The following is a 23,779-nucleotide window of genomic DNA, read 5'->3' as shown; positions in this document are numbered from 1 at the left end:
CTTGGCGACTCGAGGTCGATCACGACCGGGGGCACAATGCCTGCTCAGGGGCCTGTGAACAGCATTCGCCCGGAACGGCGCGATCGTTACGTGTTCTTCCCCACGGTTACGTCCGGTGAAAGTTCGAAAGCTCGAACCCCCGGAACGGGTGATTGGGAGCCCGGAGTAGGTGAGAATGGGCGGGTGAGCGCACCACGTCCGGTCGAGGATCTCGTCGATGTCGACCGTCCCGCATGGCCCTGGGTGCAAGGACTGATCGCGAAGTCCGAACTGCCGGTGGAGGTACTGCCGGTCGGCCCGGAGTCGGCGCAGCGCACGCTGCACCGCCTCCAGGTGACCGCGGGCTCCGCCCTCGGCGCGATCGCCCTGCACACCGGCGGTCTGATCATCGACAACTGGGTCCGCCTGCTCGGCGGCGGCGGAGCACTGCCCGCCCTCGGCGAGTACGAGGAGGTGGGCAAGATGACCGTCGGCTACGACCTCCTCGGCGGTCGTTTCGCACTCAACGGCACCGCGCTGGACGGCCCGCCCGGCGGCCTCTGGTACTGGGCTCCGGACACGCTGGAGTGGGAGAGCATCGACTCGACCTACAGCGGGATGCTGGAGTGGTTCCTGGGCGGCGCGCTGACCAAGTTCTACGCCGACTGCTACTGGCCGGACTGGCGCAACGAGGCCATCCGCGCGGCGCCGTGGGAGGGCATCACGCTGTTCCCGCCGCCGTTCACCAAGGAAGGCACCAAGGCCGACCAGGTGCGGCGCAAGATCGTCGACATGAGCCTGCTGCTCGACCTCTACGTCGACACCGCGCGCCAGCTCGCGGGCAAGGGTCCGGACGACCTGGTCGCGGTTCAGGCACCCGCCGCGCGGGCCTGAGCCACCACCTGGTCCAGCACGAGGCGCAGCGCGTCCCGGTCGACCGTCGTCGGGTCCTCGGCGAACCACTCGCCGATGTCCTCGACGAACTGGTCGGGGGTCATCGGGACGACCACCTGCCCCTCGGCCTCGTCCGTGGTGATCTCGCCCGCCCGGCTGGGGTAGATCAGCAGCGCGCACCGGACCTCGAAGTCCGGCAGCGCGCGCTGGTAGGCCGCCATGCCCTCGGGCAGCATCGTGCCGCCGCCGCGGAACGGGTGGCCGTTGCGCCATAGGGTGCCGTCGTCGTCCGCGCCGTAGTGGCCGGGCAGCCACGACTTCGACTCGACCAGCACCAGCCGCCGCCCGCACAGGACGGCGTGGTCGATGTCGGCGAACACCGACCCCGGCCACGCCAGCCCGTGGAAGATCCGCGCGCCCGGCAGCCTGGTCAGGTACGTGCGCAGCACGTCCGCGCTGAGCCGCTCGCACAGCCGCTCGTCCGGCTCGCCGTAGACGACGCCGATGTCGTAGCGGCCCGCGAACACCCGGTCGTCCCGCATCGTCCGCAGGTACCTGCGGACCAGCTTGAACGCCGCCGCCGCGGCCGCGGCCACCAGCGGCAGCCAAACCAGCAGCAGGAGCAGCGAGAACCCGAACGCCACGACGGGCAGCAACAGCAGCAGCCACCCGCCGACCGCGGCCAGCGCGGGCGCGTGACCGGGCCCGCTGGTCGGCACGTACCGGACCCGCTGGGTCAGGTCGACCAGGTGCCACCAGGGGATGTTCCCGAGGTCCACGACGGGCTCCGGCGGCACGAACGACGGGTCGTCGCCGAAGTTCCGCAGCCGCCCGCCGCGCCCGGTCCGCCGCGAACGGGTGGCCGTGCCGGTCCGCAGCGCCACCGCGCCCGAGGAGCCCGCGCGGTCGTAGTGGAACCGCAGCACCGGGTCCTGGAGGGTCTCGTACGCCTCCTGCAGCGCCCGGAACCCGTCCTCGCTACCGCCGGCGTCGGGGTGCGCGACCTTGGCGAGCGAGCGGTAGGCGGACTTGATCTCCCTGGTGGAAGCACTGCGCCCGACACCGAGCACCTCGTAGTAGTCGACCGCGCGCACGAAACCGCCCATCATCAGTGACCCCGCCGCGCAGACCCTATTGCGTGCCACCGGACGCGACCAACGAGGCCATTGCGGTTCGTCACCCGGTCGGCTGATGGTCACCCGGTGCTGCCCGCGATTGCTCCGTTGGGCTTGATCTGCGGACACCGTTAGTTCCAACCACTAAGCTGTTCACTGAGTCCGGTAGCGCAGTGGTTGTCGCGTCCCCCTCACGGGAGAAGGACGCCGGTTCGAATCCGGCCCGGCTCACGGGGACCTGTAGCGCAGTGGTTGTCGCGCCCTCTGCTACTGGAGGGAAGACGCCGGTTCGAGTCCGGCCTGGTCCGTGTCCTTCGGGGGCGAAGCCCCCAAGCCCACCCGGCGGGTTCCGTCCCCGGACCCCCGGTCCGGTGGGCTTCGCCCCACTCGCCTGCCGGGCTTCGCCGTCGGCAGGCTTTGCCGTCCCGCCTTCCGCGTGTGGTGCCCGCCGTGCCGAATCGAGCGGAACCCCGGCCGATGCCCACTTGAGACCCCGCGGTCCACCGGACAGAACGCCGTCACCCATTGACTCAGTGGTCTAGTCCACTTAACTTGAGAGTGCCCGACCGGTCACGCTCCGAACACGGGGAGCGCGCTGGCCACCAACCCACCCTGCAGGGGTCGGTGGTCAGCGGGTCGTCCTCCCGCGGCCCCGCGGAGCCCGGCGGCGAAAAGTTGCGGGGTCCCCGGTCCTGCCCCAGGCTCCCCGCCATGGCGACCTGCGATGTGTGCGGAAACGACTACTGGATGGCCTTCGAGGTGCGCACCGTGAGCGGCGGCGTGCACACCTTCGACAGCTTCGAGTGCGCGATCCAGCGCCTCGCGCCGCGCTGCGAGCACTGCGACTGCCGCATCCTCGGCCACGGCGTCGAGGTCGAGGGCCGGTTCTTCTGCTGCGCCCACTGCGCCCGTGAAGGCGCGAGCGGCCTCGGAGCGCAGATCCGCGACACCGTGGGCGCCCATCCGGGCTAGAACGCGGCTAAAGCACGGCTAGGGCACGGCTAGGACGCGCAGACCAGCACGAGCTTGCCGTGCTGGAACGAGGGCTGGAGGTCGCCGCGCGCGTCGACGCTCTTGACGCCGTGCGGCAGGACCTCGTCGATCGCGCTGAACTCGATGATGTCCGACACCCCGTGGCGGCCGCGCAGCGAACGCTGGCCTGGGAACCGCAGCGCGCGGCCCTCGAGGCGGTCGCGGTGGGCGATGGCGGCGCGCAAAGCGCCGCGCCGCAACGCTTCCGGGCCAGCCAGCCGTTGCAGCGATCCGCTGTGGACGGCCACGCCGTAGCCGCGTTCGATCAGCGTGGAGATGGTGTTCTCCGAGGGCGGCTCGGTCAGTCGGAACGACATCGCGTGGTGCCCGTCGACCTCGTGCGCGCACACGACGCGGGCGTCGTAGAGCAGCGCGACGTGCAGTTGGAGCGCTGTCGCGTCGACGTCGTGCGGTGTCCGGTGGTCCGCGTCCAGACCCAGCCAGGTGCTGACCTGCACTGGCGCCTCCTCGGCATGGGGTGTTGGGCGTGGAAGTTAGTCCGATCGGGTGATGTCCGGGTAGCCGCCGAATGGCTGGTCGGTGAACGCGGTCAGATCGGCAGCAGGTCGAACCCGCCGAGGAACGGCAGGACGCCCGCGTTCTGCAGCGCGGCGGCCGAGAGCCACACCGACAGCACGGTGATGATCGGTCCGACGACGGCCATCTCGACCTTGCCGCCGGTCTTCATCCGCATCGGTTTCGGCGGCGCGACGTTGTACCAGGTCTTGCCGCCCAGCGGGATCGGCCACAGCATCGGGCAGCCCTGCTCGGTGATCGCGTCACCGAGGTAGTGCGCCACGCAGCCGATGCCGACGGCGACCCCGCACGCCGCCGCGCTGGCCGCCGTCCGCTCGGTCCACGACAGGCAGAGCCAGGTGATGCCCGCGGACGCGGCGGTGATCAGCAGCGCGTCCTGCTTGGGGTGCCAGTCGTTCATGATCCCGCGCACCGCGAGTCCCGCGAACACGAACATCAGCAGCGGCAGCACCCACTTCTGGCTGGTCTGCACGATGGCCGTGGTGCCGACGGTGGCGAACAGCGCGAACACCAGCGTGTGCGTGAGCCCGCGGTGGCTGCCGTCGCGCTTCGAGTCGCGCTTGGTGCGGGTGGTCCGGTAGACGAACGCGCTGACCGCGCTCACGCCGCCGGAGATGCCCTCGGTGAGCGGTCCGAACGTGCGCGACACCGTCGAGCCGGGGTGGTCGAGGTCCGGCAGCAGCGCCGCGCCGGTCGCCAGGACGGCGCCGACGACCCATCCCTGCGGGTGCAGTTTCCCGATCGGGTGGTCGGCGGCGATCGCGGTGACGGCGGCCCAGGCGAGCAGGCCGCTCATGGCGTGGGTTGGTCCTGTGGACAACTGTGCTTCCCCCAGAAGATCACTCGACCGGGGGAAGCTTAGGTGATCATCCGAACCCGCCGGTCAGTTCCGCGCGTTCGGACGGCTCATGGCAGGCTCGCGGGGATCGAGCGTTGGTTGCGTCACGGTGAGCCGACGTTCACGGCGCTTTAGCAGTACGCTTGTACCGCTTGCGCGGGTCGCGAGTAGGAACTCGAAGGGAGCAGTCCGAGAACATGGGCAAGATCAAGGTGCAGGGCACCGTCGTCGAACTCGACGGCGACGAGATGACCCGGATCATCTGGCAGTTCATCAAGGACAAGCTGATCCACCCGTACCTGGACGTCGACCTCGAGTACTACGACCTGGGCATCGAGCACCGGGACGCGACCGACGACCAGGTCACGATCGACGCCGCCAACGCCATCAAGAAGCACGGCGTCGGCGTCAAGTGCGCGACCATCACGCCCGACGAGGCGCGGGTCGAGGAGTTCGGCCTGAAGAAGATGTGGGTCTCGCCCAACGGCACGATCCGCAACATCCTCGGCGGCGTCGTCTTCCGCGAGCCCATCATCATCTCGAACATCCCGCGCCTGGTGCCGGGCTGGACCAAGCCGATCATCATCGGCCGCCACGCCCACGGCGACCAGTACAAGGCGACCAACTTCAAGGTCCCCGGCGCCGGTCAGCTCACCATCAAGTTCGTACCCGCCGACGGCTCCGAGCCGATCGAGCACGTCGTCGCGAACTACGGCGACGACGGCGGCGTGGCGATGGGCATGTACAACTTCAACAAGTCCATCGAGGACTTCGCGCGCGCCTCGTTCGCCTACGGCCTGCAGCGCAACTACCCGGTCTACATGTCGACCAAGAACACCATCCTCAAGGCGTACGACGGCGCCTTCAAGGACATCTTCCAGAAGATCTTCGACGAGGAGTTCAAGGCGGAGTTCGACGCCAAGGGCCTCACCTACGAGCACCGCCTGATCGACGACATGGTCGCCGCCGCGATGAAGTGGGAGGGCGGCTACGTCTGGGCGTGCAAGAACTACGACGGCGACGTCCAGTCCGACACCGTCGCGCAGGGCTTCGGCTCCCTGGGCCTCATGACCTCGGTCCTGATGACCCCGGACGGCAAGACCGTCGAGGCCGAGGCGGCGCACGGCACCGTGACGCGGCACTTCCGCCAGCACCAGGCGGGCAAGCCCACCTCCACCAACCCGATCGCGTCCATCTACGCGTGGACCGGTGGCCTGAAGCACCGCGGCAAGCTCGACGGCACCCCCGAGGTCACCCGCTTCGCGGAGCTGCTGGAGCAGGTCGTCATCGAGACGGTCGAGAGCGGCCGCATGACCAAGGACCTCGCGGCCCTGGTCGGCCCGGACCAGGAATGGCAGACGACCGAGGACTTCCTCGCGACGCTGGACGAGAACCTGCAGAAGAAGATGGCCTCCTTCTGACCCGAGTCCGCTCACCGAAGGGCCCGACCGGCTTCCGGTCGGGCCCTTCGGGGTTCCCGTGACGCTGCGTCGCCGGCACCCCCGGTCGGTGAGCCTGCGGAGTGGTTCCGCCCGCTGATCGTCCACAAAGGTCTCCCAGTGGCTATACCTGCTGCTGGGTGGACCGACGGGGAGGCGCAGTGATGTTCGGGATTCCGGTGCGGGGCTTGATCGTGATCGGGGTGCTGGTCGCGGCGGGGTTGATGTACGCGGTGAACGGCGGGAAGCCGATGGGGTCGGCGGACGCGTCGACGGAGTGCCGGATGACGGTCACGGCGGACGTGCTGAACGTGCGGTACGGGCCCGCGGAGACGCAGCCGATCGTCTCGACGATGCAGCGCGACGCCGTGACGCGGGCCGAGCGGAAGGTCGAGAACGGGTTCCGGATGCTCGACACGGGGCGGTGGGTGAACGAGGAGTTCGTCGCGCCGACCTCGGACAGCGAGTGCGCGCCGACCTGATGGTCTGATGTAGGGCATGTTCTCCAAGTGGTTCCGAGGTCCGGCGGATCTGATGTCCTGCGCGTGCGAGCCCGAATGGCCGGGGCTGGTGACCGAGATCGAGGGTGAACGCATCGCCGCGGTGCCCGCCGAGGCGTCGAGCGTGCTGGTCGGCATGCTGGGGCTCGTCGCGCTCTGCTCGGGGTGCTCCGCGCGCTACCCGTACGGCTTCCACACGGCGGCTCGCGGATAGGCTCCAGGGGTGCTGACCGTGTCGACCGTGAACGTCAACGGCCTGCGTGCCGCCGCGAAGAAGGGCTACCTCGAGTGGCTCGCCGCGACCGAGGCGGACGTCGTCTGCCTCCAGGAGGTCCGGGCCGAACCGGGGCAGCTGGACCCCGCGGTCCGCGAGCCCGACGGCTGGCACGTCGTCCACGCCCACTCCGACGTCAAGGGCCGCTGCGGCGTCGCCCTGCTGAGCCGCACGGCGCCGGACGCCGTCCGGATCGGCTTCGGCGCCGCGGAGTTCGACATGAGCGGCCGGTACGTCGAGATCGAGCTGCCCGGCGTCGTGGTGGCCAGCCTCTACCTGCCCAGCGGCGACGTCGGCACGCCCCGCCAGGACGAGAAGGAGCGCTTCCTGGCGGCGTTCCTGCCGTACCTGGTGGAGTTGCGCGAGAAGTCCGCCGCCGACGGCCGCGAGGTCGTGGTGTGCGGCGACTGGAACATCGCGCACCGCGCGGTCGACCTGAAGAGCTGGAAGACCAACCAGAAGTCCGCCGGGTTCCTCCCCGAGGAGCGCGCCTGGATGGATCGGGTGTTCGACTCCGGCTACGTCGACGTCGTGCGCAAGCTCCACCCGGACGCCGTGGGGCCGTACACGTGGTGGTCCTACCGCGGGAAGGCCTTCGACGTCGATTCCGGGTGGCGGATCGACTACCAGATCAGCACGGAGGGGTTGGCGGAGCGGGCGGTGTCGGCGGTCGTCGAGCGCGCCGCCACGTACGCCGAACGCTGGTCCGACCACGCGCCGGTGACCGTGCGGTACGAGGACTGAGCGGGCGCGGCCCGGAGGTGCACGGGTTCGTCGCGGACAGGATGGACGAGATCACCGACCTCTGCCGCCGACTGGAAGTCCGCCGCCTCGACCTGTTCGGTTCGGCGCTGGGGGACGCCTTCGACGTCGCTTCGAGCGACGTCGACTTCCTGGTCGAGTTCGCCGTCCGTCCTGGTTTCGACCACTTCGGCGGCTTCTTCGCCTTGAAGGAGGCCGTTCCGGGGAGGCCGGTCGACCTCGTGAACGGTCCGGGCGTCCGCAACCCGTACTTCCGCCGCCAGGTCGAGGAGACCGGGGAAACGCTCTACTCGGCGTGACCCCACCGCGACTTCCGAACGGGCCCCGCGAGGTCGGCGCGACGGGAGCCCGCGTTCGACGGCCGCCGTACCGACACGCCCGGGATCGAGCGTCTCGACCGGCCGCAACGCGCAATCGTCGCTGGCCGAGCGCGGAACGACACGAGTGCGGCATCTCACTTGATCACGGAGATGGAATTTCCACCGCCTACTGTCGTTGACGTGGCAGTGGACATCTCCCTCAACGCGCCTGAGCCCGCGCCGAGCCCGAGTGCGATGCGGCGTGCGTTGCGCCGTGCGAACGACGGTGTCGCGCTCGACGTGACCGAAGCCGCGGTGCTGTTGCACGCGCGCGGCGACGATCTCGAAGAGCTGTTCGGCGCCGCGGGCCGGGTGCGGGACGCGCACCTGCGCGCGGAGGGCCGCGAGGGCGTCGTGACGTACAGCCGGTCGGTGTTCATCCCGCTGACCCGCCTGTGCCGCGACCGCTGCCACTACTGCACGTTCGCCACCGCGCCGCACAAGCTGCCCGCCGCGTTCCTGGAGCGCGACGAGGTGCTGGAGATCGCCCGCAAGGGCGCGGCGGAGGGGTGCAAGGAGGCGCTGTTCACGCTCGGCGACCGGCCGGAGGAGCGGTGGCCCGCGGCGCAGGAGTGGTTGGACGCGCGCGGCTACTCGTCGACGCTGGACTACGTCCGGGCGTGCGCCATCGCGGTGCTGGAGGAGACCGGGCTGCTGCCGCACCTCAACCCCGGCGTGCTGAGCTGGGAGGAACTCCAGCGGCTCAAGCCGGTGGCGTCCAGCATGGGGATGATGCTGGAGACCACGGCCACGCGGCTGTGGAGCGAGAAGGGCGGGCCGCACCACGGCAGCCCGGACAAGGAGCCCGCGGTCCGGCTGCGGGTGCTGACCGACGCGGGCCGGGTGAACGTGCCGTTCACGACCGGCATCCTGATCGGCATCGGCGAGACGATCACGGAGCGCGCCGAGTCGCTGATGGCGATCCGGGGGATCGCGCAGCAGTACGGGCACATCCAGGAAGTGATCATCCAGAACTTCCGCGCCAAGCCGGACACGGCGATGCGCGGGATGCCCGACGCCGACCTGCACGAACTGGCCGCCACCATCTCCGTCGCCCGGCTGCTGATGCCGTCGACCGTGAGCGTGCAGGCGCCGCCGAACCTGGTGGGCGACGAGTTCCCGATGATGCTGCGCGCGGGCGTCGACGACTGGGGCGGCGTCTCGCCGATCACCCCCGACCACGTGAACCCCGAACGGCCGTGGCCGCACATCGACGACCTCGTCGAGCGCACCAGGACCGGTGGCTACGACCTGCGGGAACGCCTCAACGTCTACCCGCGGTACGTGCGGGCGATGGCCGGTCAGTGGATCGACAGCAGGCTCACCGGGCACGTCGCCGCGCTGGCGACGGCCGATGGGCTCGCGAACCCCTCCGCCGAGGTCGTCGGGCGCGAGTGGCAGGAGCCGGACGGCGGCGTCGACACCTACGGCCGCGCGGACCTCAACACGTCCATCGACACCGAGGGCCGCACGGAGGACCGCCGGAGCGACTTCGAGACCGTCTACGGCGACTGGGCGTCCCTCACCGTCCCCAAGGCCGTCTCACGCCTTCCCACCGCCGGCGGAGACGGCGATCAGATGGAGGCGGAGGTCCTTCGTGCTCTTCGCCTGGCCGCGGACAACCCTGCGGGCATCCTCGACGACACCGGCGCGGCCATGGCGCTGCTGACCGCCGAGGGCGACGCGCTGGAGACCATGACCCGCCTCGCCGACGAGCTGCGCGCGAGCGTGGTCGGCGACGACGTCACCTACGTGGTCAACCGCAACATCAACTTCTCCAACGTCTGCTACGTCGGCTGCCGGTTCTGCGCGTTCGCCCAGCGCGAGCGGGACGCGGACGCGTTCCGGCTGTCCACGGAGGAGGTCGCCGACCGCGCGCAGGAGGCGTGGGACGCGGGCGCCACCGAGGTGTGCATGCAGGGCGGCATCGACCCGAAGCTGCCGGTCACCTACTACGCCGACGTCGTGCGGGCGATCAAGAAGCGGCTGCCCGGCATGCACGTCCACGCGTTCAGCCCGATGGAGATCGTCAGCGCCGCAGCCAAGGCGGGCGTGAGCGTCCGCGAGTGGCTCCAGGAGCTGAAGGCGGCCGGTCTGGACACGATCCCCGGCACGGCCGCGGAGATCCTCGACGACGAGGTCCGCTGGGTCCTCACCAAGGGCAAGCTGCCGACCGCCACGTGGCTCGAGGTCGTCGGCACCGCGCACGAGGTGGGCATCCGCTCGTCGTCCACGATGATGTACGGCCACGTGGACCACCCCGGCCACTGGCTGGGCCACTTCCGCACCCTCGCGGCGCTCCAGGACCGCACCGGCGGGCTCACCGAGTTCGTCGGACTGCCCTTCGTGCACCGCAACGCGCCGATCTACCTGGCCGGTGTCGCCCGCCCGGGCCCGACCCGGCGCGACAACCGCGCCGTGCACGCGTTCGCGCGCCTCGCGCTGCACGGTCGCGTCGACAACGTGCAGGTCTCGTGGGTGAAGCTCGGTGACGAGGGCACCGCCGAGGTGCTCCGCGGCGGCGCCAACGACCTGGGCGGAACGCTCATGGAGGAGACCATCAGCCGCATGGCGGGCTCCGAGCACGGCTCCGCGCGCACCGTCCGCCAGTTGGCGGCGACGGCTGCTCTGGCCGGACGTCCGGCGCGCCAGCGGACTACGACATATGGCCGAGTCGAAACTGTGAGGTAGGCCCCACTCGTGGAGCGCGAACCGGCTGCCCGCTAACCTTCGGCCGTTCGCGTTCCACCGGGGCGGCCGATGACAATCGCACAGCTCCGGGTCCGTCGCGACATCCAGGCCACAGAGTTCACCCGAAGCGGTGACGGCTGTCTTCTGAGGAGGATCGGCAGTGCGCGGTCGCAGTGCGGCACTGAGTCTGGTCGTAGTGAGCACGACATCCGTCCTGCTGCCGGGGGTCGCCTCGGCCGCCGACGGCACTGTCGTGGAGAGCGCCTTCGACGGCGCGCTGGCGGGCCCCGTGGGCCTCGGCACGGTCGCCGTCGGCGTCATCGGTCTGGTCACCGGTTTCCTGCGCCGCCGCAAGGGCGTCGTCGTGTCCGAGCAGAACCAGCGGGTCGTCCCGCCGGTCGCGGACGTGCCCACGACCGCACCGGCCGCCACCCAGGTCTGAGCACCCGGCACAATCAGCACCGTGTCGACCGAGAGCGCAGCACCCGTCAGCCGTCCCCGAGTCCTGTCCGGCATCCAACCGACCGCGGGCTCGTTCCACCTGGGCAACTACCTGGGCGCGGTGCGGCAGTGGGTCGCCCTCCAGGACTCGCACGACGCGTTCTACTGCGTCGTCGACCTGCACGCGATCACGGTCGAGCAGGACCCCAAGACGCTCCGCCAGAACACCAGGGTCTCCGCCGCGCAGCTCCTCGCGCTCGGCATCGACCCGGACCGCTCCGCGCTGTTCGTGCAGAGCCACGTCCCCGAGCACGCGCAGCTCGGCTGGGTCATGCAGTGCCTCACCGGCTTCGGCGAGGCCGGTCGGATGACCCAGTTCAAGGACAAGTCCGCCCGCCAGACCGCGGACCACGTCGGCGTCGGCCTGTTCACCTACCCGATCCTCCAGGCCGCGGACATCCTGCTGTACCAGGCGCACCACGTGCCGGTCGGCGAGGACCAGCGCCAGCACCTGGAGCTGACCCGCGACCTCGCCCAGCGCTTCAACAGCCGCTACGGCAAGACCTTCCGGGTGCCCGAGGTGTACATCGTCAAGGACACCGCCAAGATCTACGACCTCCAGGACCCGACCGCGAAGATGAGCAAGTCCGTCCCCGCGGGCGTGGTCGAGCTGCTGGAGGACCCCAAGCGGTCCGCCAAGAAGATCCGCTCCGCCGTGACCGACACCGGGCGCGAGGTCGTGTTCGACGCGGCCGCGAAGCCCGGCGTGAGCAACCTGCTGACGATCTACTCGGCGCTGACCGGGCAGACCGTGGCGGAGCTGGAGACGGCGTACGAGGGCAAGGGGTACGGCGACCTCAAGAAGGACCTCGGCGAGGTCTTCACCGAGTTTGCCACGCCGTTCCAGGCCCGCGTGCGCGAGTACCTCGACGACCCGGCCGAGCTGGACAAGGTGCTGGCCCGCGGGGCCGAGCGGGCCCGTGAGGTGGCGTCGGTGACGTTGCGGCGGGCCTACGAGCGGATCGGCTTCCTGGCACCCTCGTAGGTGTCCACCTGAACGAGTGACGGCTGTCCTGGGCTTTCGGGTCCGTTTTTGTCGGACCCCGTGGGTAGCGTTGAAATCAGGGGTCCCCTTGCGCGGGGGTGCCCTGTTCGGCGTGCGGTCGGGTTGGTGCTGGCTGGGTCCGCGGGGTGCTGTCGGACCTGGTGAAGACGGCCACGGCGAGGGCGCTCACGAGCAGGCCCGCGATGGTCGTGGTGCGGAGGGGTTGAGCGAACATGAGGGTTGCCCACAGGGCGGTGGCGGCCGGGGTGATGTAGAGCAGGGTGCTGGCTCGGGGTGCGCCGTCGTGGGTGGTGACGAGGTAGTAGGCGCCGTAGCTGCCGATGCCCGCGAGGACCGCCCACGTGGTGGCGGTCCAGAACCGGGCGGTCGGCGGGGGTGCCAGGTCGCCGGTGGCGGCGGCGTACGCGGTGAAGAACACCGCGCCGAAGACGGCTTGGACGGCCAGGGTCCGCATCAGCGGTGTCGGGCGGTCCGAGGTGGTCCACCGCTGTTGCAGCAGGGTGCCCGCGCTCAGGGACAGCATCGCCGACAGCGGCAGGACGAGTGCCGCGATGTCGACACCGGCGCGCAGGTCCCCGGCGGCGGTGAGGGCGACGCCCGCGGATCCCAGGACGAGTCCGACGACGTGGCCCGCCTTGAGCCGACTGCTCCCCAGCAGCACGGCCGCCGTGAGCACGAGCGCGGGCTGGAGGGACGCGATGAGGGCCGAGGTGCCCGCGGGAACGCCCGCGGCGGCGGCCTGGAAGACGCCTGCCAGGTAGAGGCACTGGCACAGCAGGGCGAGCACCGCCTGGCATGCCCACTCCCGCCGGTCCAACCCGCCTCCCCGCAGCAGCCACGGCAGCAGGACGACGGCGGTGACCAGGAACCGCCACGCCAGCGACGTCGCGGGTGGTGCGGCGCGGGCGCCCAGTTCGGCGCCGATGAAGCCCGAACTCCAGACGAGGACCAGTGCGGTCGCGCGGATCGCGGAGGCCCGCGGTGTGGTGGGGAAGCTCGTCACCAAGTCAGGTAACCATACCGGTCGGTATACTCGCAGTTCACCGACGAACGGGAGGCGCGGCCGTGTTGCGGACGCTCACCACGCTGGACGACACCACTCCCGACGCCCTGCGGCCGGTCCTGCGACCGCTGCCGCCGCTGACCGAGGCGGGAACCCGGCTGCTGGACGCGGCGAGCGACCTGTTCTACCTGCGCGGGGTGCGCGCTGTGGGCGTGGACCTGATCGCGGAGACCGCGGGCACGACGAAGAAGACGCTCTACGACAGGTTCGGCTCCAAGGACGCCCTCGTCGCGCTCTACCTGCTGCGCCGGGCCCACCGCTGGCGCGCCTACCTGCTGTCCCGCCTTGCCGAAGCCGAAGCCGAAGCCGAAGCCGACAGCGACGGCGACAACGACGGCGACCAGGCGGTGCTCCTCGTCTTCGACGCCCTGGAAACCTGGATGGGCCCCCAGCGCCGGGGGTGCGCCTTCGTCAACGCCCACGCCGAACTGGGCGACGGCGACCACCCCGCCGTCCCCGTCATCCGTGCGGAGAAGGCCTGGACGCGCGCCCTTTTCGACACCCTCACCGGCGACCCCGACCGCGGAGCCCACCTCCACCTGCTCTACGAGGGCGCCCTCGTCGTCCTCACCGCGGGCGCGAACCCCGCGGCCGTGACCGAAGCCCGCCGCTCGGTCCGCACCGCCCTGACCCGCACCTGACCGGGCTCACACCTGGCCGGGCCCGAACCTGACCGGGCTCACTCGGCGGGCGGCGCGAACTCCGGCTGGTCGAGCAACCGCAGCCAACTCCCGTCGGCCTGCCGCCGGACCACCTGCGCGCGGGCGCCGGTGCCGTCGCTGGGCGGGGTGGAGGTGAGGGCGATGCCGTCGGCGATCAGCGTCGGCAACGGCGCCTCCGCCTCGAAGTGCGGCCTGTGCGACAGCACCTTCGCCCACAACGCCTCGATCGCCGCCCGTCCAACGGTCTGCGACCCGCGCGGATAAGCCATCACGGCGTCCTCCTCGTACAGCGCCGCCACCCCCGCCGCGTCGCCCGCGTTCGACCGCTCGACGAACAGCCGGGTGATGTCCTCCGGAGTCATCGCTTTCTCGTTCATGACACCCACGGTCGTCCGGGCAGAACCAGAAGTCCAACAGATGGTTCTCATGGCAACTAGAATCCCCAGTCATGGAGCTGAGGCAGCTGGAGTACTTCGTCGCCGTCGCCGAGGAGCGCGGCTTCACGCGGGCCGCGGAGCGGGTGCACATCAGCCAGTCGGGGGTCAGCGCGCAGATCCGGCAGCTGGAACGGGAACTCGGGGCCGAGCTGTTCGACCGGTCGGCCCGCACGGCGACCCTCACCGTGGCGGGCAAGGCGGCGCTGGAGCACGCGCGGGCCGCGCTCGCGGCGGCGGGCGCGGTCGGCCAGGCGGTGGGCGAGGTGACCGACCTGATTCGCGGCGAGCTGACCGTCGGCATGGTGATCGGCTGCACGGTCACGCCGCTGTTCGAGGCGCTCGCGACGTTCCGCGAGGCGCATCCGGGCGTGGGGCTGTCGCTGCTGGAGAACAACTCGGACCGCCTGGTCGACGGCGTGCGCGACGGCACGGCGGACGTGGCGCTGGTCGGCACCGCGGCGAACCCGGAGGGGCTGGAGTCGTGGACGATCATCAGCGAACGCCTGGTCGTGGCGGTGCCGCCGGACCATCCGCTGGCGGGAGCGCCCGTTCGCCTCGACGACCTGGTGGACCACCCGCTGGTCTGCATGCCGCGGGGCACCGGCCTGCGGACCGTGCTCGACCAGGCGTGCGCCGCGCGGGGCGTGCGCCCGGTGATCGCGTTGCAGGCCAGCGCGGCGGACGCCATCGCCGACCTCGCCGCGCGCGGGCTCGGGGTAGCGGTGCTGAGCGAGTCGATAGCGGCCCACTACTCCGATCGGCTGACGGCGGTGCTGATCGACGACGTGGAGTCGCCCGCGCTGCTTTCCCTGGTCTGGCGGGACCGGAAGGGCCCGGCGGTGCGGGAACTGCTCGTGCACCTGAGGAAGGCGTTCGCACGACCGCGCCGAAGTGCGCCCCGCCGTCGCGCTGGGTAACGTTCATCCGTGGCGGAAAGCGAATCGAAACTGGACAAATTCCGACGTGAGCACGCGTGGTTCGACCACATCATGCGCGCGGCCGACAGGTACACGCAGAGTTACGGTTCGCACTACGCCGCCGCCGTGACGTACTTCAGCGTGCTCTCGCTGGTGCCGATCCTCATGATCGGGTTCGCCATCGCGGGCATCGTGCTGTCCTCGCAGCCTGACCTGCTCGACCAGCTCAAGGCCAGCATCGCCGACGCGGTGCCGGGCGCGCTGGGCGACACGATCAACATGGTCGTCAAGCAGGCCATCGACTCCAAGGGCACCGTCGGCATCCTCGGCCTGCTCGGCGCGGCCTACTCCGGTCTCGGCTGGATGGGGAACCTGCGCGACGCGCTCACCGCGCAGTGGGGGCGCCCGAAGGCGGACCTGCCGTTCCTCAAGACGTACCTGAAGGACTTCCTGTCGCTGCTGGGCCTCGGCGCGGCGCTGATCGTGTCGTTCGGCCTCACGGCCGCGGGCTCCGGGTTCGCGAACCTGCTGCTGCGGCTGGTCGGACTGGACGGCGTCGGGTGGGCCGAGGCGCTGCTGAAGGTCGGCACGATCGTCCTGGCGCTGGCGGCGAACTGGCTGGTGTTCCTGTGGGTCCTGGCGAAGCTGCCGCGCGACCCGGTGACGTGGCGCAGCGCCTTCCGCGGCGCGCTGGCCGCGTCGGTCGGCTTCGAACTCATCAAGCAGGTCGGCACCTACTACCTGTCCACCGTCACCAGTTCCCCGGCGGGCGCGGCGTTCGGCCCGGTCATCGGTGTGCTGGTGTTCGCGAACCTGGTGGCGCAGTTCCTGCTGTTCATCACGGCCTGGACGGCGACCGCGCGGGACAACCTGCCGAAGGAGCAGGTCCCCGCCCCGCCGCCCGCCGTCATCCGGCCGCTGGTCGAGGTGCGCTCCGGTCCCACGCCCCGCGCCGCCGCGGGCCTGGTCGGCGCGGGACTGCTGGCGGGGCTGGCCTTCAGGACCAGAAAACCGCGATCGCCGCGCTGAGCACGGGCGGCTTCACTCCGGTCCCGACGTGGACCGGTCTCCGGACGTGGTGGTGGGTCGCCTGCGCAGGGCCAGCAGCCCGCGCAGGCCCAGCACGCCGATCACGGTGCCGAACGCGAGCGACGCCACGACCAGCACCAGGTGCACGGTGAAGAACGCGGTCGCGCCGTCGTCCCAGGAACGCGGGTCCTTCCAGATGTTGCGCAGGAAGGTCGGCCAGATCACCCACGACCACACCCCGAAGGCGACCAGGAACAGCGACATCGCACGGGTCAGCTTCACACGGGCAGTATCCGACGTGGTGGGTGCAAGTCACTCAACCGGGGTGGATAGCCTGGTCGGGTGCCTTCCACCGTTCGACGGCCCGCCATAGCCCTGGTTCTGACCGCGTGCACGCTGATGGCCACCGCGGTTCTGGCCGCGCCGATCGGCACCGCGCAGTCGGCCGGGACGCAGGCGCCAGCGTGCGACAACCGCCTCAGCCCACCGCCTCCGGTCGACACGTCGGAGCAGGTCCCGGACGGCACGAAGCCGCCGAGCCCGCTGCCCGTCCCCGAGGTGCCCGTCGGCGGGGACCGCCTCGCCGAGTGCGGCCTGGTGCTGCCGGCGAACGCCCGACCGCTGCCCGACGACCTGACCGCCGCGAGCTGGGTGCTGGCGGACATGGACAGCGGCGCGGTGCTGGCCTCGTTCGACCCGCACGGCAGGCAGCGGCCCGCGTCGGTGATGAAGGTGCTGCTGGCCGTGGTGGTGGCCAAGGAGCTGCCGCTGAACACGACGGTCGTCGCGACGCAGGAGGACCTGGACCAGGAGTGCTACTGCGTCGGCCTGCGCAACGGCGGCGAGTACACCGTCGAGCAGCTCATGCAGGCGCTGCTGATGGCGTCGGGCAACGACGTGGCGCACGCGCTCGCGCGGCGGCTGGGCGGCGTGCCCAGCGCGGTCCGCAAGATGAACGCGCTGGCCGCCGAGCTGGGCGCGCTGGACACCCGCGCCATCACCCCGTCCGGCCTGGACGCTCCCGGCACGAGCACCTCGGCCTACGACGTCGCGGTGATCTTCCGCGCGGCCATGAAGTACCCGGACTTCGCCAAGGCGATCCAGACCCCGCAGATCGACTTCCCCGCGCCCGGCGGCCGGGGGACGGTGCCGGTGGTGAACGACAACGAGCTGCTCAGCGCGTACAACGGGATGCTGGGCGGGCGCACCGGGTTCACCGACGACGCGCTGCACACGTACGTGGGCGCCGCGGAGCGCAACGGGAAGCGGCTGGTGGTCGCGTTGCTGCGCGGGCAGCAGCAGCCGGTGCCGATCACCGACCAGGCGACCGCGCTGCTCGACTACGGGTTCGCGCTCCAGGGGACGGACAACGTCGGAAAGCTCGTCGACGGGGCGCCGCAGGCGAAGAAGAAGACCACCGAGTTGAAGCCGACGGAGACCAGTTCGCCGGACGTGCCCAACGGGACCGCGTCCACCAGGGCGCAGGGCGAGAAGACCGCGATGGAGGCGGCGTTCGGCACCGTCGGGCTGCCGATCACGGCCGTCGCCGGTCTGGGTCTCCTGCTGGGGCTGCTGATGTACATCCGGTCCAAGCGCGCCAGGGCCGCCCGCGCCCGCCGTGACGCGGAGCAGCAGGAGAAGCTGGCGAAGCTCGGGCTGTAGCCGCAGTGCGCGGAGAGGCCCCCACCCGGACGTCCGGGTGGGGGCCTCTCCGTCGATCACCCCAGCGGTCGGCTCAGGTCGCGTAGACCTCCAGCTCGTTCACCCGCACGAACCCCGGTTGGTTGGTGGGGCCGCTGTGGGCCAGCACCCTGACCAGCCGGGTGGAGCGGGCGGCGAACGTCACGGTGGCGCTGGGGCTGGTGTTGCCCCGGACCGAAGCCACCGCCACGTACGTGACCCCGTTCCACACCTGGACGTCGAAGTCGCGGATCGGGTAGCTCGCGGTCGTGTAGACCACCGCCCGCCGCACCGTCTTGGTGACCGCGAAGTCGACCTGCACCCACTCGGGGGTGGTGGGCGGGTAGGTGCCCGAGGCGTTGGCCCAGCTGAACGCCGCGCCCAGGGTCGTGTCGCGCTTGCAGTCGTTCACCCTGGACGCCGAGTACCCGGTGAAGGTGCTGGACGCGGTGGCGGTGGAACCGCAGGCGAGGTCGTCGTTGCCCGTCCCGCCCTCGCCGCCCTGGGTGCACACGTTGAACTCGACGGACCCGGTGCTGTACGGCGTGCTGGTGGGCTCGTTGAACACGACCACGGCGTTGCCCGCGTTGTCGTCGTTCTTCTGCCACTTGACGGTGGCGTTGATCTCGGCCCCGAAGATCGGGATCTTCACCCCGATGGAGACCTCGGGCCCGCCGTCGGCCTCATACCACTGGTAGGCCAGCACCTCGCCCCATGCGGCCTTGTCCCACGTCGTCACGAACAGCTGCGAGTTCTGCCAGGACTCGACGTTCTTCTTCTTGACGCCGGGGAACACGATCGTCCGCATGGTCGCCCGGCCGAGGTGATCACCAGCGCGCGCATCTCGCGCTTGCCCTCGAACAGGTTGCCGAAAGAACTCCTGTCCTTGATCCGCCACTGCTGGAGGTACTCCTGGCCCTTGTCGTTGCGCACGCCGGTCGGGTTGCACGTCGCGGTGGCCCCGAACCCCTCGTCGGCGGGCTTGGCCTGCAGCGCCGGTAGTGAGCTGCTGCCGCCCCCGCCGTCCTGGTCGGGTTTGTCGACCGACAGCACCCACACCTCCTGCGTGACCACGAGCGCCTCGGTGACCGGCACCGTCGTGTTCTGCACCTGCCCGGAGGCGTTGAGCACGTAGCCCGCCGTGCTCGCCGCGGTCTCGTCGGCGGGTGCCACGGCGACCACGACCGTGCTGCCGGTCGGCACGCCCTCGTCCAGGTTGGGGATGTAGATCTGCGGGAAGTAGGTGTAGCCGTTGACGATCCCCAACGAGGGCAGCGCGTTCTTGAACGCGACCCACGCGGGGTCGGAGGTGCCGACGATCCCGGACTCCTCGGCTTCCTGCGCCACGGTCAGCAGCAGGGCGGTGGTGTCGCCGCCGGTCTGCCTGGAGGCGATGTTGCGCACCAGCGCCCGGACGTGGCTGTCGGCCGCGATCCCGAGCACCGGCGCGACCAGGGCCTGCATCCGTTGCGAGATCAGGACTTCGTCGTTGGTGGGCACGGAGGAGTTGGCCGTCGGTGCCGACGGGGCGGTGGTGGAGTCCTTCTCCGGGGCGGCGGCGGATGCCTGGCCGGTGATGGTGGAGCAGAGGAGCAGCGCGCCGAGCAGCGCGGCGATCCCCCTCCGGCCGGGCACGCGGGATGACTGGTTCATCGGTTCCCTTCGCAGGGTGAGGAAGCGCTTTCCGCATGGGGGCGGCAAGCGCTTGCGGAACGCGGGGATCGCGCTCCGGGCAAGGGGGAGGTGGCGGAGCGGCGCGGTCAGCGCGCCTCGGGCGTCGACCCGCGCGGGCTCAGGACCGGCGACCGCGGTCGACGGGAGCCATGGGTCCGGTGGAGCCGCGGGTGCGCTCGACCGCGCCACCGGCGGCCGGGTCCAGGTCGACGGCGGGCGGCGGGAACGGTTGCGGCCACTGGGTTTCGTCGTGCACCGGCAATCGCATGTCCCGCCCCCCGTGAAGAGCCCTGATGTGAGTTCGGCTCAACTTAACGAGGATTTTGCGCGGGTCGACATCCCAGATTTCTGGGGATGCCCGGTACCTCCCCGCGCACGACGAAGCCCCCGTCCGGGACGTCCGGACGGGGGCTTCGCCTTACCTGGAGGATCGGGCCAGGAGGATCAGACGCGCTTGAACAGCAGCGCGCGCTTGACCTCCTGGATCGCCTTGGTGACCTGGATGCCGCGCGGGCACGCGTCGGTGCAGTTGAAGGTGGTGCGGCAGCGCCACACGCCTTCCTTGTCGCTGAGGATGTCGAGCCGCTCCTCGGCGCCCTCGTCGCGGCTGTCGAAGATGAACCGGTGCGCGTTGACGATCGCGGCGGGCCCGAAGTACGAGCCGTCCGACCAGTACACCGGGCACGAGGTCGTGCAGCACGCGCACAGGATGCACTTGGTGGTGTCGTCGAACCGCTCGCGGTCCGCCGCCGACTGCAGCCGCTCCCGCGTGGGCTCGGGGGAGTAGTTGATCAGGTACGGCTGGACCGCGCGGAACGCCTCGAAGAACGGCTCCATGTCGACCAGCAGGTCCTTGTGGACCGGCAGCCCCTTGATGGGCTCGATGGTGATCGTGGTCGGCTTGCCGCCCGCGGACAGCAGGTCCTTCAGCAACACCTTGCACGCCAACCGGTTCACGCCGTTGATGCGCATCGCGTCCGAGCCGCAGATGCCGTGCGCGCAGGACCGGCGGAACGTGAGGGTGCCGTCCAGGTACCACTTCACGTAGTGCAGCAGGTTCAGCACGCGGTCCGACGGCAGGGCCGGGATCTCGAAGGAGTCCCAGCGCGGCTCGTCGTCGAACTCCGTGTTGAACCGGCGGATCTTGACGGTCACCGTGATCGCGCCCTCGGGGACCGGCGGCTCGGAGCCCTTCGAGCCCGAGGCGGAAGTCTGTTCAGCAGTAGAGGCGGTCATCAGTACTTGCGCTCCATCGGCTGGTACCGGGTAAAGGTCACGGGCTTGTAGTCAAGCCGGATGTCGGAGCTGAGCGCCTCACCCTGCTTGTAGTACATGCTGTGGCGCATGAAGTTCGTGTCGTCGCGGGTCGGGTAGTCCTCGCGGGCGTGACCGCCGCGCGATTCCTTCCGCGCCAGCGCGCCCACGACCAGCACCTCGGCCAGTTCCAGCAGGAAGCCCAGCTCCACGGCCTCCAGCAGGTCCGTGTTGAACCGCTTGCCCTTGTCCTGCACGGTGATCCGCGCGTAGCGCTCCTTGAGCGACTGCACGTCGTGCAGGGCCTGCTTCAGCGTGTCCTCCGTGCGGTACACCGAGGCGTTGGCGTCCATGGTGGCCTGCAACGCGATCCGGATGTCCGCGACCCGCTCGTGGCCGTGCTCGGACAGCACCAGCGCGACCTGCGCCTCGACCACGGCGGCGGGGCTCTCCGGCAGGTCGACGTGGTCGTGCGCCAGCGCGTACTCGGCGGCGGCGATGCCCGCGCGACGGCCGAACACGTTGATGTCCAGCAGGGAGTTCGTGCCGAGGCGGTTGGCGCCGTGCACCGAGACGCACGCGCACTCGCCCGCCGCGTACAGGCCGGGGACGACGTGGTCGTTGTCCCGCAGCACTTCCCCGTGGATGTTGGTCGGGATGCCGCCCATGGCGTAGTGCGCCGTCGGGTACACCGGGACCGGCTCGGTCACCGGGTCGACCGCGAGGTAGGTGCGGGCGAACTCGGTGATGTCCGGGAGCTTCGACTCCAGCACCTCGGCGCCGAGGTGCGTGCAGTCCAGCAGCACGTAGTCCTTGTTCGGGCCCGCGCCGCGCCCCTCCAGCACCTCCAGCGCCATCGAGCGGGCGACGATGTCGCGCGGCGCCAGGTCCTTGATGGTCGGCGCGTACCGCTCCATGAACCGCTCGCCGTCGGCGTTGCGCAGGATCGCGCCCTCGCCGCGGGCGCCCTCGGTGAGCAGGATGCCCAGGCCCGCCAGGCCGGTCGGGTGGAACTGGTAGAACTCCATGTCCTCCAGCGGCAGGCCCTTGCGGAACACGATGCCCATGCCGTCGCCGGTCAGGGTGTGCGCGTTCGAGGTGGTCTTGAAGACCTTGCCGAAACCGCCGGTCGCGAAGATGACGGACTTGGCGTGGAACACGTGGATCTCGCCGGTCGCCAGCTCGTAGGCCACCGCGCCGGTGCACACCGGGCCGTCGGCCGTCTCGGTCATGCAGATGTCGAGCACGTAGAACTCGTTGAAGAACTCGATGCCGTGCTTGACGCAGTTCTGGTACAGGGTCTGGAGGATCATGTGACCGGTGCGGTCGGCCGCGTAGCAGGCCCGGCGCACGGCGGCCTCGCCGTGGTTGCGGGTGTGCCCGCCGAAGCGCCGCTGGTCGATCTTGCCCTCGGGCGTCCGGTTGAACGGAAGGCCCATCTTCTCCAGGTCGAGGACCGCGTCGATGGCCTCCTTCGCCATGATCTCGGCGGCGTCCTGGTCGACCAGGTAGTCACCGCCCTTGATCGTGTCGAAGGTGTGCCACTCCCAGTTGTCCTCCTCGACGTTGGCCAGCGCGGCGCACATGCCGCCCTGCGCCGCGCCGGTGTGCGACCGGGTCGGGTACAGCTTGGTCAGCACCGCGGTGCGGGCGCGCTGGCCGGACTCGATCGCCGCGCGCATACCCGCGCCACCCGCACCGATGATCACTACGTCGTACTTGTGGAACTGCATTTCACGTTCTCCCGCAGCGGTTCAGTCGGTGATGTTCGGGTCGAAGGTGAAGATCACGAACGTGCCGAGGGAAACGATCAGCACCATCGAGACGTAGAGCAGGATCTTCAGCCAGAACCGGGTGGTGTCCTTGCGGGCGTAGTCGTTGATCACCGTGCGGAGGCCGTTGCCGCCGTGGATCTGGGCCAGCCACAGCATCGACAGGTCCCACATCTGCCAGAACGGCGATGCCCAGCGACCCGCGACGAAACCGAAGTTGATGCGGTGCACACCGCCGTCGAGGATGTTCATGATGAACAGGTGGCCGAGCACGAGCACGACCAGCGCCATGCCGGAGATGCGCATGAACAGCCAGCTGTACAGCTCGAAGTTGCTGCGGCGGGCGGCGGGCCTGCGCGGGGCGCGGGGCCTGGCCAGACCGAGTGCGTTCGTCATCACTTGCCCCCGAACAGGTCGGACAGGGTCCGCTCGAGCATGAAGTAGGCGCCGGGCACCATCACGACTACCCAGACGGCCAGCGTGGTCCAGAGCATGGCGCGCTGGAAGCGCGGGCCCTTCTCCCAGAAGTCGACCAGCATGATGCGGATGCCGTTGAGCGCGTGGAACAGCACCGCGCCGACGAGCCCGAGTTCCATCAGGTTGACGACCGGGTTCTTGTAGACCTCGATCACGCTGTCGTACGTCTGCGGCGACACGCGCACCAGCGCGGTGTCGATCACGTGGGCGAAGAGGAAGAAGAAGGTCAGGACGCCGGTGATGCGATGGGCGACCCAAGACCACATGCCCAGATCGCCGCGGTACAGCGTGCCGCCCCCGCGGGAGGTGCCTTCCCGCTCGGTCGCGGTGGTACTGGCCATGCGCTGCGGCCTCCAACGTCAGTGGTGGGACAGGTCCCTAGTGCGGCGATCGCGAATTCCCGCCGGCTAGTGCTCAACTGCTTGAGGAAGACCTCGACCATCGGATGCTAGCCCCGCGTGAGCGAACAGACCCAACGGCCGGACCCGCTCTGTGATCGATGGAACACGCAGTCGTTCTTCTGGGTGACCTGGATCGATCCGCCGCGTCGCGCACGTCACGAAAGGGTCTCCGTCCGAGGCCGAAAAGGACGGAGGGCCGAAGTCCCGTCGGACCCCGGCCGCGGCGGACCACCCGCCGCCCATGCCGCCGAGGACGCCCGCGACGGGCGGTTCCGGCTCGTCGGGATTTCCACAGATGACACCCCGGAAGTGTCCGGAAACCCCGATCCGGACGCTTCCCGGCCACGCCCCGACACCACCGCGTCACGTCGAGTGGCGAACGATGTCGATCGCATCAACGATTAGGTCACGTGCGAGCCGGCGTACGTCCGATGGCCGTTACCAGGGGGTACGGTTCGCCACTCGGAAGGCCCGACGGCGTCGTTG

General features: G+C 70.2%; 28 protein-coding genes, 1 tRNA gene and 1 pseudogene. 17 read left to right on the top strand and 13 right to left on the bottom strand.

Annotation, left to right across the window (positions count from 1 at the left end; translation table 11 throughout):
- The first annotated feature begins 183 nt into the window (after positions 1-183).
- Positions 184-873, top strand: a complete 690-nt coding sequence (locus RM788_RS21410) for a DUF2625 family protein (RefSeq protein ID WP_315933488.1) — start codon at positions 184-186, stop codon at positions 871-873.
- Here the strand turns inward: RM788_RS21410 and RM788_RS21405 are convergent.
- Positions 849-2,018 (bottom strand): J domain-containing protein, encoded by a 1,170-nt coding sequence (locus RM788_RS21405; protein WP_315933487.1) that lies wholly within the window; start codon positions 2,016-2,018, stop codon positions 849-851. The two genes, RM788_RS21410 and RM788_RS21405, sit on opposite strands and share 25 nt — an antisense overlap.
- A gap of 128 nt (positions 2,019-2,146) precedes the next feature.
- On the opposite strand from RM788_RS21405, the gene RM788_RS21400 reads away from it, so the two are divergent.
- The 3 genes and pseudogenes from RM788_RS21400 (at position 2,147) to RM788_RS21390 (ending at position 2,960) form a co-directional block, all read left to right on the top strand.
- Positions 2,147-2,219 (top strand) — tRNA-Glu (locus RM788_RS21400).
- A gap of 3 nt (positions 2,220-2,222) precedes the next feature.
- Positions 2,223-2,296: pseudogene (locus RM788_RS21395) on the top strand.
- Between the two features lie 403 nt (positions 2,297-2,699).
- Positions 2,700-2,960: a metallothionein gene (locus RM788_RS21390; RefSeq protein ID WP_315933486.1), complete on the top strand. Its 261-nt coding sequence runs from the start codon at positions 2,700-2,702 to the stop codon at positions 2,958-2,960.
- A gap of 29 nt (positions 2,961-2,989) precedes the next feature.
- Here the strand turns inward: RM788_RS21390 and RM788_RS21385 are convergent, their stop codons facing one another.
- On the bottom strand, positions 2,990-3,478 hold the full coding sequence (locus tag RM788_RS21385) for a hypothetical protein (protein WP_315933485.1): 489 nt from the start codon (positions 3,476-3,478) through the stop codon (positions 2,990-2,992).
- A gap of 92 nt (positions 3,479-3,570) precedes the next feature.
- On the bottom strand, positions 3,571-4,377 hold the full coding sequence (locus RM788_RS21380; RefSeq protein WP_315933484.1) for a metal-dependent hydrolase: 807 nt from the start codon (positions 4,375-4,377) through the stop codon (positions 3,571-3,573).
- A gap of 215 nt (positions 4,378-4,592) precedes the next feature.
- Between RM788_RS21380 and RM788_RS21375 the strand changes: the two genes are divergently transcribed.
- The 8 genes from RM788_RS21375 to trpS all read left to right on the top strand — a co-directional run bounded on the left by RM788_RS21375 (position 4,593) and on the right by trpS (position 11,906).
- Positions 4,593-5,816 (top strand): NADP-dependent isocitrate dehydrogenase, encoded by a 1,224-nt coding sequence (locus tag RM788_RS21375; protein WP_315933483.1) that lies wholly within the window; start codon positions 4,593-4,595, stop codon positions 5,814-5,816.
- A gap of 182 nt (positions 5,817-5,998) precedes the next feature.
- Positions 5,999-6,316, top strand: a complete 318-nt coding sequence (locus tag RM788_RS21370; RefSeq protein WP_315933482.1) for an SH3 domain-containing protein — start codon at positions 5,999-6,001, stop codon at positions 6,314-6,316.
- Between the two features lie 16 nt (positions 6,317-6,332).
- A complete protein-coding gene (locus RM788_RS21365) occupies positions 6,333-6,548 on the top strand; it encodes a hypothetical protein (RefSeq protein ID WP_315933481.1) in 216 nt (71 codons plus the stop codon).
- Positions 6,549-6,557: 9 nt separating this feature from the next.
- Positions 6,558-7,352 carry an exodeoxyribonuclease III gene (locus RM788_RS21360; RefSeq protein ID WP_315933480.1) on the top strand — a complete coding sequence of 265 codons (795 nt, stop codon included), beginning with the start codon at positions 6,558-6,560 and terminating at the stop codon, positions 7,350-7,352.
- A 41-nt stretch (positions 7,353-7,393) separates the two neighbouring features.
- A complete protein-coding gene (locus RM788_RS21355; protein WP_315933479.1) occupies positions 7,394-7,669 on the top strand; it encodes a nucleotidyltransferase family protein in 276 nt (91 codons plus the stop codon).
- A 255-nt stretch (positions 7,670-7,924) separates the two neighbouring features.
- Complete coding sequence (locus RM788_RS21350) at positions 7,925-10,420, top strand: bifunctional FO biosynthesis protein CofGH (RefSeq protein WP_399345059.1); 2,496 nt, start codon at positions 7,925-7,927, stop codon at positions 10,418-10,420.
- Between the two features lie 196 nt (positions 10,421-10,616).
- Positions 10,617-10,862 (top strand): hypothetical protein, encoded by a 246-nt coding sequence (locus RM788_RS21345; RefSeq protein ID WP_315933477.1) that lies wholly within the window; start codon positions 10,617-10,619, stop codon positions 10,860-10,862.
- Positions 10,863-10,883: 21 nt separating this feature from the next.
- Positions 10,884-11,906, top strand: a complete 1,023-nt coding sequence (trpS, locus tag RM788_RS21340) for a tryptophan--tRNA ligase (protein ID WP_315933476.1) — start codon at positions 10,884-10,886, stop codon at positions 11,904-11,906.
- A gap of 76 nt (positions 11,907-11,982) precedes the next feature.
- Here the strand turns inward: trpS and RM788_RS21335 are convergent, their stop codons facing one another.
- Positions 11,983-12,930, bottom strand: coding sequence for a DMT family transporter (locus tag RM788_RS21335; RefSeq protein ID WP_315933475.1), 948 nt, complete (start codon positions 12,928-12,930; stop codon positions 11,983-11,985).
- A gap of 62 nt (positions 12,931-12,992) precedes the next feature.
- On the opposite strand from RM788_RS21335, the gene RM788_RS21330 reads away from it, so the two are divergent.
- Complete coding sequence (locus RM788_RS21330; RefSeq protein WP_315933474.1) at positions 12,993-13,631, top strand: TetR/AcrR family transcriptional regulator; 639 nt, start codon at positions 12,993-12,995, stop codon at positions 13,629-13,631.
- Positions 13,632-13,669: 38 nt separating this feature from the next.
- Here the strand turns inward: RM788_RS21330 and RM788_RS21325 are convergent, their stop codons facing one another.
- Positions 13,670-14,029: a YybH family protein gene (locus tag RM788_RS21325; RefSeq protein ID WP_315933473.1), complete on the bottom strand. Its 360-nt coding sequence runs from the start codon at positions 14,027-14,029 to the stop codon at positions 13,670-13,672.
- Between the two features lie 71 nt (positions 14,030-14,100).
- Here RM788_RS21325 and RM788_RS21320 point away from each other — a divergent pair, with 71 nt between their 5' ends.
- Together RM788_RS21320 and yhjD are read left to right on the top strand one after the other, a co-directional pair.
- Positions 14,101-15,006: a LysR family transcriptional regulator gene (locus RM788_RS21320; RefSeq protein WP_315933472.1), complete on the top strand. Its 906-nt coding sequence runs from the start codon at positions 14,101-14,103 to the stop codon at positions 15,004-15,006.
- 9 nt (positions 15,007-15,015) lie between these two features.
- Positions 15,016-16,035, top strand: a complete 1,020-nt coding sequence (gene yhjD / locus RM788_RS21315) for an inner membrane protein YhjD (protein ID WP_315933471.1) — start codon at positions 15,016-15,018, stop codon at positions 16,033-16,035.
- A 12-nt stretch (positions 16,036-16,047) separates the two neighbouring features.
- On the opposite strand, the gene RM788_RS21310 is transcribed toward yhjD, so the two are convergent.
- On the bottom strand, positions 16,048-16,317 hold the full coding sequence (locus RM788_RS21310; RefSeq protein WP_315933470.1) for an SCO4848 family membrane protein: 270 nt from the start codon (positions 16,315-16,317) through the stop codon (positions 16,048-16,050).
- 60 nt (positions 16,318-16,377) lie between these two features.
- On the opposite strand from RM788_RS21310, the gene RM788_RS21305 reads away from it, so the two are divergent.
- Complete coding sequence (locus tag RM788_RS21305) at positions 16,378-17,697, top strand: D-alanyl-D-alanine carboxypeptidase family protein (RefSeq protein WP_315933469.1); 1,320 nt, start codon at positions 16,378-16,380, stop codon at positions 17,695-17,697.
- A gap of 73 nt (positions 17,698-17,770) precedes the next feature.
- Here RM788_RS21305 and RM788_RS21300 read toward each other — a convergent pair whose 3' ends face one another.
- The 7 genes from RM788_RS21300 to sdhC all read right to left on the bottom strand — a co-directional run bounded on the left by RM788_RS21300 (position 17,771) and on the right by sdhC (position 23,233).
- The gene (locus RM788_RS21300) at positions 17,771-18,523 is read right to left on the bottom strand and encodes a galactose-binding domain-containing protein (protein ID WP_315933468.1); all 753 of its coding nucleotides are present in this window, start codon (positions 18,521-18,523) and stop codon (positions 17,771-17,773) included.
- Positions 18,451-19,368 (bottom strand): hypothetical protein, encoded by a 918-nt coding sequence (locus tag RM788_RS21295; protein WP_315933467.1) that lies wholly within the window; start codon positions 19,366-19,368, stop codon positions 18,451-18,453. The genes RM788_RS21300 and RM788_RS21295 overlap by 73 nt, the downstream gene beginning before the upstream one ends.
- 139 nt (positions 19,369-19,507) lie before the next feature.
- Positions 19,508-19,657, bottom strand: a complete 150-nt coding sequence (locus tag RM788_RS21290) for a hypothetical protein (RefSeq protein WP_315933466.1) — start codon at positions 19,655-19,657, stop codon at positions 19,508-19,510.
- A 176-nt stretch (positions 19,658-19,833) separates the two neighbouring features.
- Entirely contained in the window at positions 19,834-20,625 is a 792-nt protein-coding gene (locus tag RM788_RS21285) for a succinate dehydrogenase iron-sulfur subunit (protein WP_259629303.1), read from the bottom strand.
- On the bottom strand, positions 20,625-22,376 hold the full coding sequence (gene sdhA / locus RM788_RS21280; RefSeq protein ID WP_315933465.1) for a succinate dehydrogenase flavoprotein subunit: 1,752 nt from the start codon (positions 22,374-22,376) through the stop codon (positions 20,625-20,627). The genes RM788_RS21285 and sdhA overlap by 1 nt, the downstream gene beginning before the upstream one ends.
- Before the next feature lie 21 nt (positions 22,377-22,397).
- A complete protein-coding gene (locus RM788_RS21275) occupies positions 22,398-22,811 on the bottom strand; it encodes a succinate dehydrogenase hydrophobic membrane anchor subunit (RefSeq protein ID WP_315933464.1) in 414 nt (137 codons plus the stop codon).
- The gene (gene sdhC / locus RM788_RS21270) at positions 22,811-23,233 is read right to left on the bottom strand and encodes a succinate dehydrogenase, cytochrome b556 subunit (RefSeq protein WP_106187266.1); all 423 of its coding nucleotides are present in this window, start codon (positions 23,231-23,233) and stop codon (positions 22,811-22,813) included. Before sdhC ends, RM788_RS21275 begins: the two co-directional genes overlap by 1 nt.
- Positions 23,234-23,350: 117 nt before the next feature.
- Between sdhC and RM788_RS21265 the strand changes: the two genes are divergently transcribed.
- Positions 23,351-23,698 carry a hypothetical protein gene (locus tag RM788_RS21265; protein ID WP_315933463.1) on the top strand — a complete coding sequence of 116 codons (348 nt, stop codon included), beginning with the start codon at positions 23,351-23,353 and terminating at the stop codon, positions 23,696-23,698.
- Positions 23,699-23,779 lie beyond the last annotated feature (81 nt).

It is taken from the genome of Umezawaea sp. Da 62-37, assembly GCF_032460545.1.
Classification (GTDB): Bacteria; Actinomycetota; Actinomycetes; order Mycobacteriales; family Pseudonocardiaceae; genus Umezawaea.
The sequence above is the reverse complement of the archived record's forward strand: the minus strand, read 5'-3'. Positions and strand labels throughout refer to the sequence as shown.

Bases quoted from the DNA above. Each gene is read 5' to 3' on its own strand.
- RM788_RS21390 (WP_315933486.1), top strand. From the start codon at position 2,700: ATGGCGACCTGCGATGTGTGCGGAAACGACTACTGGATGGCCTTCGAG.
- RM788_RS21375 (WP_315933483.1), top strand. From the start codon at position 4,593: ATGGGCAAGATCAAGGTGCAGGGCACCGTCGTCGAACTCGACGGCGAC.
- RM788_RS21370 (WP_315933482.1), top strand. From the start codon at position 5,999: ATGTTCGGGATTCCGGTGCGGGGCTTGATCGTGATCGGGGTGCTGGTC.
- RM788_RS21365 (WP_315933481.1), top strand. From the start codon at position 6,333: ATGTTCTCCAAGTGGTTCCGAGGTCCGGCGGATCTGATGTCCTGCGCG.
- RM788_RS21355 (WP_315933479.1), top strand. From the start codon at position 7,394: ATGGACGAGATCACCGACCTCTGCCGCCGACTGGAAGTCCGCCGCCTC.
- RM788_RS21350 (WP_399345059.1), top strand. From the start codon at position 7,925: ATGCGGCGTGCGTTGCGCCGTGCGAACGACGGTGTCGCGCTCGACGTG.
- RM788_RS21325 (WP_315933473.1), bottom strand. From the start codon at position 14,029: ATGAACGAGAAAGCGATGACTCCGGAGGACATCACCCGGCTGTTCGTC.
- RM788_RS21320 (WP_315933472.1), top strand. From the start codon at position 14,101: ATGGAGCTGAGGCAGCTGGAGTACTTCGTCGCCGTCGCCGAGGAGCGC.
- RM788_RS21300 (WP_315933468.1), bottom strand. From the start codon at position 18,523: ATGCGGACGATCGTGTTCCCCGGCGTCAAGAAGAAGAACGTCGAGTCC.
- RM788_RS21295 (WP_315933467.1), bottom strand. From the start codon at position 19,368: ATGAACCAGTCATCCCGCGTGCCCGGCCGGAGGGGGATCGCCGCGCTG.
- RM788_RS21290 (WP_315933466.1), bottom strand. From the start codon at position 19,657: ATGCGATTGCCGGTGCACGACGAAACCCAGTGGCCGCAACCGTTCCCG.
- RM788_RS21285 (WP_259629303.1), bottom strand. From the start codon at position 20,625: ATGACCGCCTCTACTGCTGAACAGACTTCCGCCTCGGGCTCGAAGGGC.
- sdhA (WP_315933465.1), bottom strand. From the start codon at position 22,376: ATGCAGTTCCACAAGTACGACGTAGTGATCATCGGTGCGGGTGGCGCG.
- RM788_RS21275 (WP_315933464.1), bottom strand. From the start codon at position 22,811: ATGACGAACGCACTCGGTCTGGCCAGGCCCCGCGCCCCGCGCAGGCCC.
- sdhC (WP_106187266.1), bottom strand. From the start codon at position 23,233: ATGGCCAGTACCACCGCGACCGAGCGGGAAGGCACCTCCCGCGGGGGC.